The following is a 14,729-nucleotide window of genomic DNA, read 5'->3' as shown; positions in this document are numbered from 1 at the left end:
GATCCCCTTCAACGGCGGTGCGAGATGAGGCGTTCCGTCAGCGTGCGACGCGAGAGGCCCGGGCCGCCTCAAGGAAACGGATCACCGCCAGCTCGAAAGCGCGGGGCGAACGGCCGGGCTTCAAAGGCAACGCCCCTTGCTCATACGCCTCAAGCACCAGCGGATGGATGTAGGATCCGCGACAGACGGCGGCGGTATTGCCCAGCAGGCTTGCCACCGCCTTGACGCAGTCGGTCACGTTGCGCTTGGCTTCCGTCGCGCTGCTCGCTTTGGGACGCTGACACAGCGCTCGCGCCGCCCCCAAGGTGCCCGCCCAGGTGCGGAAATCCTTGGCGGAGAAGTCCCCGCCCAGGCTCTCGCGGATATAGGCGTTGATGTCGGCGGACTCGACGGACCGGCGCGCCCCTTCCGCGTCGAGATACTGGAACAGGCGCTGGCCGGGGATGTCCTGGCAAGCCTTGACGATGCGTGCGAGCCGGCGGTCGCGGAAGCCGGTCTTATGGACCTTCCCGCTCTTGCCTCTGAACTCGAAGACCCCGCCCACCCCCGAAAGCGTCGCATGGCGATCACGCAGGGTAGTCAGCCCAAAGCTCTTGTTTTCCTTGACGTATGCTTCGTTTCCGACGCGGATCAGGGTCAACTCCATCAGGCGGACAACGGCGGCGATCACCTTTTCGCGGGGGAGGCCGCGCCGTCCCAGATCCTTCTCCACGCGCGCCCGCAGGCGCGGCAAGCCGCGTCCGAAGGCAATCATCCGCTCAAACTTCAGACCGTCCCGATCACGGCGCCAGGCGTCGTGATATCGATACTGTTTGCGCCCCTTGGCGTCGCGGCCGATGGCCTGAATGTGGCCCCGGGCGAGCGGGCAGATCCAAACCTCGGTCCAGGCCGGCGGGATCGCAAGTGTCGTAATTCGCGCGATCGTGTCCGGGTCGCGGACAGGCCGCCCCTCGGCGTCTCGGTACCGAAAGCCAGTCTTTGTCGGGACGCGTCCGATCCCAGGTTCGTCATGGTTCACATAGACGAGAACCGCCTCGGCCGATTTCTCAAAAGCGGTGTCTTTCGGCATGAGGCTCCTCCCACGCTACCGATCCGGAAGTCGTCGGCGCGCCTGCGCGTTCCCTCTCGGCCGAAATCATCCGGAACGAGCCTCCGCGCGTAGTCATCAGCGCGCCCTCAGGAACCGACAAAGCCGATGAAAGCCGCGAAGCGTCCGAAAGCCACCATCCCCGACAAGATGTGCGCGGCTTGCGGACGGCCGTTTTCGTGGCGCCGCAAGTGGGCGCGCGACTGGGACGCGGTGAAGACGTGCTCGGACCGCTGCAAAGGCCGATTGCGGTCGCGGAAGGCCGGCGACTAGACGCCTGCCTTGAGCAGTTTAGCCGCCGCGTCACCCGCCCTACTCCGCCGCGTAAACCAGGGGGTGGACATGGGCCCAGAGATGCGCGCGATAGGTCTCGAAACACTGCTCGCCGCAGATGAGACGCATGACCGCGCCCTCGGCGATGTAGCGGGCGCGGCGCGGGTCTTCCGCCACCAGCGGAACCAGCGCCTCGGCGTTCCACGCCTTGGAGTGCTCGACATCCAGGTGGGCGTGGAGGGCGAAGTACTTGCGCGCCTCCGGCGATACGCCGACGCGCTTGAGGCCGGCGTCGACACAGGCCACGCGCGTCGGCGCCGTCAACTCCACCGCGCCCAACGCGCCGATCGAGTGCCAGACATAGCGGCGGGTGGTCGCGAAAGCGGTCATGGTGTTGGCTAGGCACAGCGACTGCCAAAGCGTGGCGTCGATGGTCGGGGTCAGGCCCAGCATCGCCGTGGTCCGCGTCAGCATCGGGCCATGCATGCCCCGCGCGCTTCCGCGTCCCATTTCGTCCCAGTAGTTTCGCGCCAGCTCGAGCTTGGCGCGATCGGAGATCTTCACCTGGGTCATCGCGACCAGATCGTCGAACCCGGCCTCGCCTGCGGCCTCCTGCGTCAGGAACCATTTGAGGTCCTCAAGCGACGCTTTGCCTTCAAGCCAATCGAACAATGGGTCCCACTGGCCGGGCCCGTGGTCCTTCAGCGCCTCGAACCAAGCCACAAAGCCGTCCGGGTCGCATGGAGCAGCGTCAACGAGCGGAGCGACATGGACGCGGAAAGCCTCCACGAACTCGCCTTCCAACAGGCGCATCCGCTGCTCGGTCGCCAGATCCTCGCGCCACGCTTCGCTAGGCTCGGCCGGCGCCAGCCGGGTGTGATTCCAATGGGCCAGTGTCCGATGCAGGGCTTCTGCATCGGGGACCCGGGGGTTGAAGGCGCCAAGGCGCGCGAGACGTTCTCCACCGTACAAGGCGTGCGCTCCCAAGTATCCGAGAAGGGCGATCCCGAGGATCAGTGGGAACACAACGGCGGTGGCGATGCGCCGTTCCTGTGTCGATGTCCCGACAGGAGGTCTGGCTGCGCCTCTAGAACGCTCGCGGCGGAACCTATCGCCGAAGCGAAAAGCCTACCCACACCGTCCGGGGCGCGGCGTAGCTGGTCACCCCGTCCGCCGTCTGACCGACCGCCAAGCTACGGTCCAGAGCGTTGTCAGCGGCGATGAAGAGCTCGCTGGACGTCGAGAGCCGCCACCCGGCCCGCAGGTCCAGCCCCGCCCCCGCCTTGAGCCGGCGCAGATTCAGATCGTCCTCGAAACGCATCCCCTCATAGCGGAGATCGGCCGTCAGGCTGAGCGGCTCCAGGGGGCGCCAGCGCGTCCCGGCCGTCAGGGTCAGGGCGGGGGCCTGAGCGGGACGCTTGCCCGTGAGTTGAGGCGCCGCCGCCGCACCGTCGACCCGCGCGTGGGTCCAGGAGAAGGCCGCGCGCAGGCTCCAGGCGCGCGACAGCTCAGTCTCGACATCGCCCTCAATCCCATGGGCGTTGATCTCACCGACATTGCGCCGCTGACGCAGCACCCCGCCGGCTGGGATGAAGCCCGCAAGGGGAAAGGCGCCCGGCCCGACCCCGACGGTCACATTGGTGATCGGGTCCCTGAGCTGGTTGTAGAAGGCCGAGAGCGTCCAGCGAACCGCGCCCTCCCCCGCCAACCCAGCTTCGAGACCATAGAGGGTCTCGGGCTTGAGCGCTGAATTGGCTTCGGTGACGTCGTTGCCCACCCGGAACGGACGATGCAACTCGTTCAGCGTCGGGGGGCGGAAGCCGGCATAGGCTGCAGCCCGCCACCAGATGTCGCCCGTCATACGTTGGCGCACGCCAGCCCGCGCGGTCGGGGTCAGACCGGAAGCGTCGGCGATCGGCGCGTCCAGGGTCAGTGATCCCGTCGCTGCGTCTCTCTCGCGCCGGAGACCGCCGTAGGAGCGCCAGCCGTCAAGCCGCGCGCCCGCCGTGAACGACAGGTCTTCTCGCGCCAAGGCGGCTTCGGCGTAGAGACCGCCGACCAGGGTTCGCCCGCCGGCCTCACGCGTCCGGGTGAACGCGCCGGCTTGATAGCGGAAGCGCTCGTTCACCCGCCCTTCGGCCGCCCGGGCGTCACCGCCCATTTCCCACGACCAGTCCCCGGCTGTCCCCTGCCAGGCGGCGTTGAAGCCATAGCCTGTAGCGGGGGTTGAGACCTGGTCATTGGCCGGCGTTGTCGCAACCCGACCGGCAGCGACGGACACCGAGGTGTTTTCAAGATCGCTCCGTCGCGCCCACGCCTGCAGCCGCCAAGCGTCGCCGGCCACGGTGACCGCCAGCGAGCCGCCGCTCGCGTTCGAACGCGCACCCGCCAGCCCCGCATCGCGCCGCTCTTGGTACACGCCCGCACGGACCGCCCACCGCACGCGGTCCATCTGGCCCTGAAGCCTGGCGGCGAGGGAGCCGTCCTCCAGGGTCGTGGGCGTATCGGCCGGGCCGCGCTGACCATCTCGGACCGGATAGTAGCCATCGGTGCGCAAGCCGCTGGCGGTAAGAAGCAGACGCTCGGTCCCGAAAGTCCCGGCCGCGCGCCAGCTGTCACGCGCACCGATTTGCGCGCTCAAGCTGGAGAGTCCGCCGCCGCTGGCCCGTTCGCTGAGCGCGACGACGCCTGTCAGCGCGCCGGCGCCATAGGGCCCCGCCCCGGCGCCCCGCACGATGGTCGCGCCGGATAGCCCTTCGCCGGGCAAAGCGGTCCAGATCACCCAACCGCCGAACGGATCATTCTGCGGCGCGCCATCCAGCGTGACGAGAGCGCGGCCCGCCCCCGATGGCGCGACACCGCGAAGCGAGAGGCCCTGGATCGTCGGGTTGGCGGCGTCGCTGCCCGTCCGGCGAAACAGCGAAACGCCGGGTGTAGTCCTCAGCACGGCGTCCAGTCGCGCCGTCGCTCCAAGGGCCTGAGCGTCGTAACGCGCGGTGGAGAAGGCCTCCTGCCCCGCCAGCGGCGGCAGCCGGGGCGCTTCGACAACGACGGCGGCGACTTGGGCTGGCGGAGCGTCTAACGGCACGAGCTACTCTTTAGGACGGTTTGGCTAGGACTGGCCGTCCGACCAGAAGCGGTCAAGGCCGGACTCCGTCACCGTCTGCGGATCAAGCCAATTCCCGCATCGGTCCATAGCGCCTTTGGCTTAGACCGCGACACCGCCCCTCTCTACCGTGACGATCAAGAAGCGGCCTCTCGGGAGCGACCCGAGCGACGGCCGCCGCTCGGAGAGGACTTCATGAGCCGAATGTCGCCGACGGAAATGGCCCGCCAGCTCGGCGGCGGCCTGCTGTCGTTCCCTGTCACCCACTTCGATGCTGATCACCAATTCCAAGAAGCGCCTTATCGCGAGCACTGCGGCTGGATGCTGGAGCGTGACCTGGCGGGCCTGTTCGCCGCAGGCGGCACCGGTGAGTTCTTCTCGCTGCGCCCGACCGAGGTCGGCCAGGTGGTGCGCGCCGCCGTCGCCGAAACGGCGGGCAAGATTCCTGTGATAGCCGGCTGCGGCTATGGCACGGCCATCGCCACCGACTTGGCCGCCGACGCCGAAGCGGCCGGCGCCGATGGCGTGCTCCTGCTGCCGCCTTACCTGACCAACGCCACCCAGGACGGTCTGGCCGGTCACATCGAGGCGGTCTGCAAGGCCACTAAGCTGGGGGTGATCGTCTACAATCGCGACAACGCGATCCTCAATGAGGACACGCTGGAGAAACTCTGCGCGCGCAATCCCAATCTCGTCGGTTTCAAGGACGGGGTCGGCGACCTCGAACTGATGATGCGGAACTACGCTCGTCTTGGCGACCGCCTAACCTATATCGGCGGCCTGCCCACGGCCGAGACCTTCGCCCTGCCGTATCTGGAGATGGGCGTGACGACCTATTCGTCGGCCATCTTCAACTTCCTGCCCGAATGGGCGCTCGACTTCTACAAGGCGGTCCGCGCCCGCGATCGGGACACCGTGATGGCGGGCCTGCGCGACTTCGTGCTGCCCTATATCGCGCTGCGCAATCGCGGCCGGGGCTACGCCGTCTCGATCGTCAAGGCGGGCATGAAGGCGGTGGGCCGCGACGCCGGGCCCGTGCGCCTGCCCCTGACCGAACTGACTCCCGCCGAATACGCCGAACTGCAGGGCCTGATCGCCCGCTTGAACCCGGTCGATGTTCGCCGTGCCGCTCACGGGTGAGTCTCTGATCGCCGGTGCGGCTCGTCAGGGCCAAGCCGGCACTGTCCATGCGTTTGACGCATCGACCGGCGTGCGCCTGGCGTTTCGCTTCGGCGAGCGACGGATCGACGGCGCACTGGCGCCGCCATGAACGCCTTCGCGCCTCTGCCCGGCAAGAAGACGCTGGCGATCGGTCCGAACGAGCGTCTAGCTTCGCGCCTCCAGGGTGTTGTCGACGGGCGCTTTCCGATGTTCGAACTGAGCCAGCTTCGCTGCTTCGTGGCCACGGCCGAGGAGCTGCACTTCGGTCGAGCGGCGCAGCGGCTGAACATGACGCAGCCGCCGCTCAGCCGGCAGGTGCAGCTTCTGGAGCGAATCCTGGGCGTGACCCTGCTGGACCGCACCAGCCGCTCGGTGCGCCTAACGCCCGCAGGCCGCGCCTTCCTATTGGAGGCTCGCCGGATCCTGCGCCTGGCCGAGAGCGCGGCCTTGGCCACGCGCCGGATCGCCAGCGGGGACGCGGGCCAGATCGCGATCGGGTTCACCGCCGCTTCGGGCTACAACTTTCTGCCCCAGCTGGTGATCCTGTCGAAAGCCCGCCTGCCCAACGCCGATCTGACCCTGCGCGAGATGGTGACGCGCGAACAGGTCGAGGCCTTGTTGACGGGCCGGATCGACATCGGCCTGGTCCGCCCTCCGATGGAACGGGCCGAGTTCGCCACCGCGCGCGTGCTTTCCGAGGCGCTGGTCGCGGCCCTGCCGACGGGAGATGCGCGCCTGGCCAAGGCCTCCCTTACCCTGGCCGACTTCGACGACCAGCCTTTGATCATGTATTCGCCTGAAGGCGCCGGCTATTTCTACAACATGCTGACGACCCTGTTCGACGCCAACGGCGTGACTCCGAACTACGTGCAGCACGTCACCCAGATCCACTCGATGCTGGCCCTGGTCCACGCGGGGCTCGGCGCGGCGATCGTCCCCGAGGCGGCGATGAGCCTCAATTTCGACGACGTGCAGTTCCGGCCCGTCGAGACGACGCCAGACCGACCCGTCGAGCTCTACATGGCTTGGCGCAAGGACAACGAGAGCCCGATCCTCCAGACCTTCATCGACCTTTGCCTGGCCGAGGCGTCGCCGGCGGAGCCCGCCGCGCGCTGACGCGCAGGCCTCTCCCCGGCGCGCCCGCGCCCAACGACAAAAGCCCCGGGAGAGACATCATGACCCTCGATCGCCGCGCCGTCCTGGCCGGAACCTTGGCGGCGGCCGTCGCCCCGCAGGTCCATGCGAGTGGTCGCGCCGCCCCGATCGCCGACACGGTGGCGGGCCGGGTACGCGGGCTGGAGGTCGACGGGATCAAGGTCTTCAAGGGCGTGCGGTATGGCGCTGACACCGCCCCGCGGCGGTTCCAGCCGGCGCAGGCGGCCCAACCGTGGAAGGGTGTCGTCGACGCGCTGGCCTATGGCCCGGCCTGTCCCCAGACCAGGGCCGAGGAGGCCACCAGCGAAGACTGCCTGTTCCTGAACGTCTGGACCCCCGCCCTCGCCGATGGAAAGCGGCGGCCGGTGATGGTCTATGTGCATGGCGGCGCCCATGCCAACGGCTCGGGATCGAGCCCGCTCTATGACGGAACCTGGCTGGCGCGCACCCACGACGTGGTCGTGGTCACGGTGAACCATCGCCTCAACTGTTTCGGCTATGCCTATCTGGCCCGCCTGGGCGATCCCGACCTCGCCGACAGCGGCAATGTCGGCAATCTCGACCTGATCCTGGCGCTGGAGTGGGTGCGCGACAACATCGCGGCCTTCGGCGGCGATCCTGGCAATGTCATGACCTTCGGCCAGTCCGGCGGCGGGGCCAAGCTGGTGACCCTGATGGCCATGCCGCGCGCGGCGGGCCTCTACCACAAGGTCGCGACCATGAGCGGCCAGCACGTGACGGCGATGGGGCCGATCCACGCCACGATCCGCGCCAAGGCCTTCATGGCTCAGTTGGGCCTCAAGCCCGACCAGACCGAGCGCCTGAAGACCCTGCCCGCTGGACAACTGGTCGAGGCGCTGAAGATGCGCGACCCGCTCGAGCGTAAGGGAAGCATCGTCTTCTGGTCCGTCGTCGACCACCGCGTGCTCTCACGGCATCCGTTCTATCCGGACGCGCCGCGCGAAAGCGCCCATATCCCGATGATCATCGGCAACACCCACGACGAGACCAAGGCGTTCTTGGGCGGCGATCCGAAGAACTTCGCGATGACCTGGGCGGAGCTGCCCGGCAAGCTCGACAACGAGCTGGTGCTGGACCTGTCGCCCGAATACCTGGTCGCCCAGTACCGCCGACTCTATCCCCACTACACGCCGTCGGACTGCTTCTTCGCCATCACCACGGCGGGACGGTCCTGGCCCGGCCACCTGATCCAGGCCGAACGGCGCGCGGGGATCGGGGCCCCGGCCTGGATGTACCAGCTGGATTTCGGCGCCCAGACCGATCCGAAGATGGGGGCCTTCCATGGCTATGACATCCCGCTGGTGTTCGGGACCCTGGACGCGAAGGGGTCGATGACCGGGACTGGGGCCGCCGCGCAAAAGGTGCGCGACCAGATGAGCGCCGCCTTCGTCAACTTCGCGCGAACCGGCGATCCCAATGGCGCAGCCATCCCCGCTTGGGAAAAGTACGACCTGCCGCGTCGGGCCACGCTGGTCATCAACGAGACCTCGCGGATGGTCGATGATCCGCGCAAGGCTGAGCGGGAGTTGTTCGCCGCCGCCCCGTTCCTCAAGGAAGGAACCTAGCGCCTATCCCACGGGAAGCTCAGGCTCGGTGGGTTGGCGTGGCGCTTCATCTTCAGGGTCAAGGTCGCCCCCGCGCCAGGCGCCAGGCTTAGCGAGAACGCCGAGGCGTCGACCGCCTTGGCTGGCGCATCGCCGATCTGGGCGCTGAGGATCTGATGCTCGCCATAAGCGCCACCCTGTACAGTGACCTCCCGGGCGCTGACCTGGTTGGTGTTGACCAGGGTCACCACCGTCTCGTCATCGGCGAGCCGCTCAACCAGAGCCGCCACGTCCTCAGGGACACCCGCGCGGCGGCGCACGGGATCAAACCAACGCAGGCGCGCGTAGTGCAGCGCGCCGCCTTGCGCCGGCGAGGTCGGCGACCACGGCGGACGCGCAATGTGGATCCCGCCTTCCATCAGGTGGATCAGGGCGGTGACGCTGGCCGGATTGATGTTCAAGGTGGCGTCCGCCAGACGCGTGTCAGGCGTCGTCTTGTCGTCGCGCAGCGCCTGGGCGCGAGCGCGGACACGCTCCAGATCGGCTCGCAGCGCCTTTACCGGATAGGTCGCGTCCTGTCCTTCCAGGAAGGCGAGCCAGGGGTGGTCGGCGGCCCGCGCCCGGTCCGACGCCGTCTGCGACATGTACCAGATCTCCAGCCCGTTCAGCCGGTATTCGCCGGGCGCATAGCCGTACCAGCCCTTAGGACCATACATGCGGGGCGTCATGACCTTGCCGTCGACGACCTTCTTCTGGGCGTTGATCACGGCGTTCTGGCGCCGCCAGACATCGAGGTACTTATCGTCGCCGGTCAGCAGATAGGCGTTGAGGAACCCGACGACGGACCTTGGCACGCGGTTGCGGTCCTCGCGCTTTCCCGTGTGCGGCGCTACGGGGCTGAAGCCCCAGCCATAGGTCCCGCTCCACCACTGACCCTTGGGGCCGCCGATCTTGCCGTCCAGCCCGATCTTGCTGGGCAGCACGTCGCTATTGGCCTTGGCCCGCTCGATCCAGGCGTCGACATAGGAGACGATCCAGTCGCGGTACTTGGGCTCCTGGTCCAGCATATAGGCGTTGAGCACCAGGCTGGTGGCTTGCAGGTTCAGAGGCGCGTCGCCGACCACGTCGCCATACTCGTCGTAGTGGCGCAGCGTCTCCTCGTAGGTGCTCTCGCCGTGCTCCATGAAGAAGTGGGTCGGATCGAAACGGTCTCCGGCCCAGTCCAGCGGCGTCGCCTGGCGCAGCATCGGCCCCTTGCTGCCGGTGATCATGCTGCGGATGATTTTCCGCTCCGTGTCGTAGTTGGCGACGGTCTTGTCCTCGCCCGTGTAGAATCCCGAGAAGCGCTTGACCCGGTCGCGGTATCGAACATCGTAGGGGTCCGACAGACCCAGCAGGTTGAAGACCGACAGCCCTTCGGACAGGTGCTGCCAGTCGGTCATGACCGGGAACTCGCGGAAGTACATGCCCTCTCGCGTGAAGGGCACCTCTTGGGTCCGGGCCGCCGTGTACTGGGCGACATTGCCTTCGAAAGCCTTCTTGGCCATGGCCAGTACGCTGTCATCGGCGCCCAGGGCGTGCAGCGTCGGCCAGTCGTTGACGTTCTCGATCGCGTCGTCGGGCCCGTCATTGGCGCCCCAGCGCGCCACGGCTTGCAGCCAGCCCCGCTCGTCGAAATAGCGCGCAAAGAAGGCCGCGCAGGCCTCCTCGTTGGCCCTGAGCAACTGGCGCTGCAGCAGCGCCCATTCGGGCGGGGCCATCGGCGTGGCGATCGTCGCGACCGGCGCGGCCGCGGCGGGCCCCGCTCCGCCCGCCAGCACCAGCGCCGAAACGCCAGCGAGGAAAAAGCGACGGGTGGTCATGCTTTAAGCCGCCTTCAGTTCCAGCCGCTGGATTTTCCCAACGATCAGGAAATAGGCCAGGATGGTGATCACGCAGTGGACGCCGACGAAGATCAAGGCGCCGTCGAACGAGCCCGTGGCCTTGACGATGTAGCCGATGACGATCGGGGTCACGATGCCGGCGGCGTTGCCGAAGGTGTTGAAGACCCCGCCCGTCACGCCGGCCATCTCCTTGGGCGAGGTGTCCGAAACCACCGCCCAGCCCAGCGAAGCGACGCCCTTGCCGAAGAAGGCCAGCGCCATCACCACCACGACAAGCCACTCCTGCTCGATCCACACGCAGGCCATGATGCAGGTGGCCAGCAGCATGCCGATCAGCAGCGGCGTCTTGCGGGCGATGTCGAGCGAGCCGGTGCGCTTGAGCAGCATGTCCGACATGATCCCGCCGAACACACCGCCGATGAAGCCGCACAGCGCGGGCGCGGCGGCGGTGAAGCCCGCCTCCATGATCGACATGCCCCGCGCCTTCACGAGGTAGATCGGGAACCAGGTGACGAAGAAGTAGGTCAGCACGTTGATGCAGTACTGCCCCAGATACACGCCCAGCAGCATCCGGCTGGACAACACCTGCTTGACGTTGGCCCAGGTGAAGGCCGCGCCGTTCGAAGCCGAGGCTTCCTCCATGCGCACCAGTCCCCCGCCGGCCTCGATAAAGTCAACCTCGGCCTTGTTGACCGCAGGATGGGTCAATGGGCTGTGGATCAGCTTGACGAAGACGACGGCGGCGACCAGCCCGACCACGCCCATCACCCAGAACACCGAGCGCCAGCCGAAGGTGTGGGCTAGCCAGCCCATCAACGGGGCGAAGGCCACCAGCGAGAAGTACTGGGCTGAATTGAAGATCGCCGAGGCGGTGCCCCGCTCCGATCCCGGAAACCAAGCCGCCACGATGCGGGCGTTGGCGGGAAACGAGGGCGACTCGCCCAAGCCCACGGCGAACCTCATGGCGAAGAACACGGAGGCCGCCGCCAGGCCCGTGAAGAACCCGGCGAACCCCTGAAGCGCCGTAAACAGCGACCAGACCACCAGCGAAATGACGTAGATCCGCTTGGAGCCGAACTTGTCGAGCAACGCCCCCCCGGGAATCTGGCCCAGGACGTAAGCCCAGGCGAAGGCCGACAGGATGTACCCCATGGCCACCGGATCCAGCCCCAGCTCCTTCGACGCCGATTGGCCGGCGATCGAGAAGGTCGCGCGGTCGGCGTAATTGATGGTGGTGATGATGAAGAGGACCGTGATGATCAGCCAGCGCACACGTGTCCGCTTGGTGGAGTCGGTCATACGCATCCCTTCCCAAAGAGCCGATCTCGCGTCGGCGTTGATAGGATTGACGCTAGAGGCGCCCGCGGCGGGCGTCTAAGTCAAATCGCCTATGGACCGATCCACACAGGACATGGATCAAGGCGCCGACCGCATCGATTTCGTCGCCCCGGCGCCCGCCCCTAGTCGGAAACTCGATCGCGGCAGCTGGTTTTGGGCGAACCTAAAGCGATTGACGTCGTCGATCCGTGCCGAACGCGCATCGGTTCATACCTGATTGAGATTGGCCCTCGACAAGAACCCATTCCTATCTTGAGCCAACGAAGAAGGGGGTCCTGGCCGCCTTCGCCACCAATGAGACCCGCCAAATGCGGGCACTGGGAGGGATCATGTCGACCAACCGCTACCCCGCCGCGCGCGCTGTTCTGGCGCTGAGCGCCTCGGCCCTGGCGTTGAGCCTCGCGACCGCCGCCACCGCTCAAACCGCTGCGCCGCAGACCGACGACACGGTCGAGGCCGTCGTGGTCACCGGCTTCCGCGCCAGCTTGCAGAGCGCGATGAACCTGAAGCGCAACGAAAGCGGCGTTGTGGACGCGATCAAGGCCGAGGATATCGCCCAGTTCCCCGACCTCAATCTTGCGGAGTCGCTGCAGCGTATCCCCGGCGTCTCGATCTCGCGCATCAACGGCGAAGGCCGCCAGATCACCGTACGGGGCCTCGGCTCTGAGTACACACGCGTTCGCATCAACGGCATGGAGGCGATCTCCACCACCGGCGGCACCGCCAACAGCGGCGGCACCAACCGTGGCCGCGGGTTCGACTTCAACGTCTTCGCGTCCGACCTCTTCAACAGCATCGCCGTCCGCAAGACCGCTTCCGCGGATGTTGAAGAAGGCTCGCTAGGCGCCACCGTGGACCTGACGACCGCCCGCCCCTTCGACACCCGCAAGCCCCAACTCGTGATGGCGGTCGGCGGCAGCTACAACGACCTGTCGGGCAAGACCACGCCACGTGTCTCGGCTCTTGCCAGCCGCACCTTTTTCGATGGCAAGCTGGGCGCGCTGGTCTCGGTGGCCTACGAACAGCGCCGCTTGAAGGAAGAAGGCGCCAACATCACGCGCTGGGCGGTCGGCGGCAGCAACGGCGGCTTCAACGCCGCCTCGACGGTGCCGGGTTACACGATCGCCCAGATCAACAATACTGACGCGACCACCGGCATCTTCGCACCGCGCATCCCGTCCTATGTCAGCTACGATATCGACAATAAGCGCCTTGGGATCACCGGCTCGTTCCAGTTCAAGCCGACGCCCGACACCGAGATCACGCTCGATACCCTGTACGCCTATCTGCACGGCATCCGCAAAGAAGCGCAACTTCAGGCGATCGGCCTTTCGCGGTCTGGCGTCGGCAAGCCGCAGACGATCATCCGGGACGGCGTCGTCCAGAACGGGAACCTCGTCTACGCCCGGATGGACAACGTCGATCTGCGCACGCAGTCGGCCTATGACGAGCTGAACACCGAGTTCAAGCAGTTCACGCTCTCGGCGAAACACAACTTCGGCTCGCGGCTCGTGGTCGGCGCTCTGGCCGGCTATGCGGACTCCACGTTCACGCAGCCGATCTCGACGATCATCACCTTCGACCGGGCCAACAGCCAGAACTACACCTACGACTTCCGCAACAGCCGCGCGCCGCAGATCCTGCTGGGCTTCGACCCGACCGATCCGGCCAACTGGTCGGCGATCAACGGCACGTCCGAGGTCCGTATCCGCCCGCAATTCGTCGAGAACCAGTTCTCGACGGCCAAGGTCTATGGCGAGTGGGAAGCCAACGACAACCTGCGGATCAAGGCGGGCCTGGATTGGCGCAAGTTCGAATACGACAGCTACGGCGCCTACCGGACCAGCGAGACCGTCAGCCAGACCCTGACGCCCGCCGAGTTGGCCTCGGTGTCGAAGGTGTTCAGCGGTTTCGGCAAGAACCTCGACATGCCGACCGGCAACGCCACCGCCTGGCTCGCGCCGGACATCGACAAGTACAACGCGCTGCTGAACATCTACAGCAACACGGGCATCTACGCTCTGACCAACACCAACAACAGCTCGGCGCGTGGCCAATACGGCGCGGTCGAGGAGCAGGACACCGGCGCTTACATCCAGGCCGACTTCAAGTTCGAGGCCTTCGGCATGCCCTTCCGGGGTGACGCCGGTGTACGCCGGGTTCACACCCAGCAGGAGTCTGCGGGCTACGCCGCTGTCAGCGGGGCGATCAAACGCGTCGAGGTCAAGCGTGACTACGACCTGACCTTGCCGTCTTTCAACCTCGCCGCTGACGTGACCGATACGTTCGTGGCGCGCTTCAGCGCGGCAAAGACAATCGCCCGTCCCGGCATCGGCTCCCTATCGCCCGGCGGTGATGTCTCGGTGCAGGGCGCCAACCGCAACTACAGCTCAGGCAACCCGTTCCTCGACCCGACCCAGTCCAAGAACCTGGATGTCTCGCTGGAATGGTACCCCGCTCAAGGGACGATGGTCGCCGCCGGCTTCTTCTTCAAGCGCATCGACACCTTCGTGGCCACGCTCCGGCGTGAGGCGGTCTACAACACCCTCGGCCTGCCGGACTCCCTGCTGACGGGCACCGGCGCCACGGCCGATCAAGTCTTCCAGGTCACCCAGCCCGTGAATTCTGACGGCGGCGACCTGAAAGGCTTCGAGATCAACGTCCAGCAGCCCTTCACCTTCCTGCCGGGCTTCTGGAGCCACTTCGGCGTCATCGCCAACTATACCTACGTGGACTCCAAGATCGAGTATCTGACCTCGACCGCGCCGGGCGCGCCGACCGTCAACGCCACCTTGGTGGGCCTGTCGAAGAACGCCGCCAACCTGACGCTCTATTACGAGACGCCGAAGTGGAGCGTGCGGGGCTCGCTGGCCTATCGCGACGGCTACCTGACCCAGGTGCCCGGCAGCGACGGCAACACCGTCCAGGGCACCAACGAGACCCTGAATGTCGACATGCAGGCCAGTTGGAACATTCGCGACAACCTGAAGCTCTCGGTCGAAGGCGTGAACCTGACCGACGAGTTCAACGACCAATATGTCGGCGATAGCAACCGCCTGAACGTCTACACGCACAGCGGCCGCCAGTTCATCGTCGGCCTGCGCTATAACTTCTAGGCCGCCTACCTTCTCCCCAAAGCCTAGATCGCGCCGCCCTCTCCT

General features: G+C 66.7%; 10 protein-coding genes. 5 read left to right on the top strand and 5 right to left on the bottom strand.

What is annotated here, in order from left to right:
• Nucleotides 1-37: 37 nt before the first annotated feature.
• On the bottom strand, nt 38-1,069 hold the full coding sequence (locus CSW63_RS08980) for a DNA topoisomerase IB (RefSeq protein ID WP_062094003.1): 1,032 nt from the start codon (nt 1,067-1,069) through the stop codon (nt 38-40).
• Nucleotides 1,070-1,195: 126 nt separating this feature from the next.
• Here CSW63_RS08980 and CSW63_RS08975 point away from each other — a divergent pair, with 126 nt between their 5' ends.
• Entirely contained in the window at nt 1,196-1,360 is a 165-nt protein-coding gene (locus CSW63_RS08975) for a DUF2256 domain-containing protein (protein WP_062094002.1), read from the top strand.
• Nucleotides 1,361-1,399: 39 nt separating this feature from the next.
• On the opposite strand, the gene CSW63_RS08970 is transcribed toward CSW63_RS08975, so the two are convergent.
• Together CSW63_RS08970 and CSW63_RS08965 are read right to left on the bottom strand one after the other, a co-directional pair.
• Nucleotides 1,400-2,332, bottom strand: a complete 933-nt coding sequence (locus CSW63_RS08970; protein WP_082749347.1) for an iron-containing redox enzyme family protein — start codon at nt 2,330-2,332, stop codon at nt 1,400-1,402.
• 136 nt (nt 2,333-2,468) lie between these two features.
• A complete protein-coding gene (locus tag CSW63_RS08965; RefSeq protein WP_062094001.1) occupies nt 2,469-4,448 on the bottom strand; it encodes a TonB-dependent receptor in 1,980 nt (659 codons plus the stop codon).
• Nucleotides 4,449-4,661: 213 nt separating this feature from the next.
• Here CSW63_RS08965 and kdgD point away from each other — a divergent pair, with 213 nt between their 5' ends.
• From kdgD to CSW63_RS08950, 3 genes are all read left to right on the top strand, one after another.
• Nucleotides 4,662-5,606: a 5-dehydro-4-deoxyglucarate dehydratase gene (kdgD, locus tag CSW63_RS08960; RefSeq protein ID WP_099503778.1), complete on the top strand. Its 945-nt coding sequence runs from the start codon at nt 4,662-4,664 to the stop codon at nt 5,604-5,606.
• Nucleotides 5,607-5,732: 126 nt separating this feature from the next.
• A complete protein-coding gene (locus CSW63_RS08955; RefSeq protein ID WP_231737314.1) occupies nt 5,733-6,743 on the top strand; it encodes a LysR substrate-binding domain-containing protein in 1,011 nt (336 codons plus the stop codon).
• A 59-nt stretch (nt 6,744-6,802) separates the two neighbouring features.
• Nucleotides 6,803-8,368, top strand: a complete 1,566-nt coding sequence (locus CSW63_RS08950) for a carboxylesterase/lipase family protein (protein WP_062093999.1) — start codon at nt 6,803-6,805, stop codon at nt 8,366-8,368.
• On the opposite strand, the gene CSW63_RS08945 is transcribed toward CSW63_RS08950, so the two are convergent.
• Both CSW63_RS08945 and CSW63_RS08940 read right to left on the bottom strand, forming a co-directional pair.
• Complete coding sequence (locus CSW63_RS08945; protein ID WP_062093998.1) at nt 8,365-10,209, bottom strand: hypothetical protein; 1,845 nt, start codon at nt 10,207-10,209, stop codon at nt 8,365-8,367. The genes CSW63_RS08950 and CSW63_RS08945 overlap by 4 nt on opposite strands.
• Nucleotides 10,210-10,212: 3 nt before the next feature.
• Nucleotides 10,213-11,529 (bottom strand): MFS transporter, encoded by a 1,317-nt coding sequence (locus CSW63_RS08940; protein ID WP_062093997.1) that lies wholly within the window; start codon nt 11,527-11,529, stop codon nt 10,213-10,215.
• A 368-nt stretch (nt 11,530-11,897) separates the two neighbouring features.
• Between CSW63_RS08940 and CSW63_RS08935 the strand changes: the two genes are divergently transcribed.
• Nucleotides 11,898-14,684, top strand: a complete 2,787-nt coding sequence (locus tag CSW63_RS08935; RefSeq protein ID WP_062093996.1) for a TonB-dependent receptor — start codon at nt 11,898-11,900, stop codon at nt 14,682-14,684.
• The last annotated feature ends 45 nt before the right edge of the window (nt 14,685-14,729 follow it).

Source organism: Caulobacter sp. FWC26, assembly GCF_002742645.2.
Lineage (GTDB): Bacteria > Pseudomonadota > Alphaproteobacteria > Caulobacterales > Caulobacteraceae > Caulobacter.
Note: the sequence above shows the minus strand (reverse complement) of the source record. Positions and strands in the feature narration are given on the sequence as shown.

Bases quoted from the DNA above. Each gene is read 5' to 3' on its own strand.
- CSW63_RS08980 (WP_062094003.1), bottom strand. From the start codon at position 1,069: ATGCCGAAAGACACCGCTTTTGAGAAATCGGCCGAGGCGGTTCTCGTC.
- CSW63_RS08975 (WP_062094002.1), top strand. From the start codon at position 1,196: ATGAAAGCCGCGAAGCGTCCGAAAGCCACCATCCCCGACAAGATGTGC.
- kdgD (WP_099503778.1), top strand. From the start codon at position 4,662: ATGAGCCGAATGTCGCCGACGGAAATGGCCCGCCAGCTCGGCGGCGGC.
- CSW63_RS08955 (WP_231737314.1), top strand. From the start codon at position 5,733: ATGAACGCCTTCGCGCCTCTGCCCGGCAAGAAGACGCTGGCGATCGGT.
- CSW63_RS08950 (WP_062093999.1), top strand. From the start codon at position 6,803: ATGACCCTCGATCGCCGCGCCGTCCTGGCCGGAACCTTGGCGGCGGCC.
- CSW63_RS08945 (WP_062093998.1), bottom strand. From the start codon at position 10,209: ATGACCACCCGTCGCTTTTTCCTCGCTGGCGTTTCGGCGCTGGTGCTG.
- CSW63_RS08940 (WP_062093997.1), bottom strand. From the start codon at position 11,529: ATGACCGACTCCACCAAGCGGACACGTGTGCGCTGGCTGATCATCACG.
- CSW63_RS08935 (WP_062093996.1), top strand. From the start codon at position 11,898: ATGTCGACCAACCGCTACCCCGCCGCGCGCGCTGTTCTGGCGCTGAGC.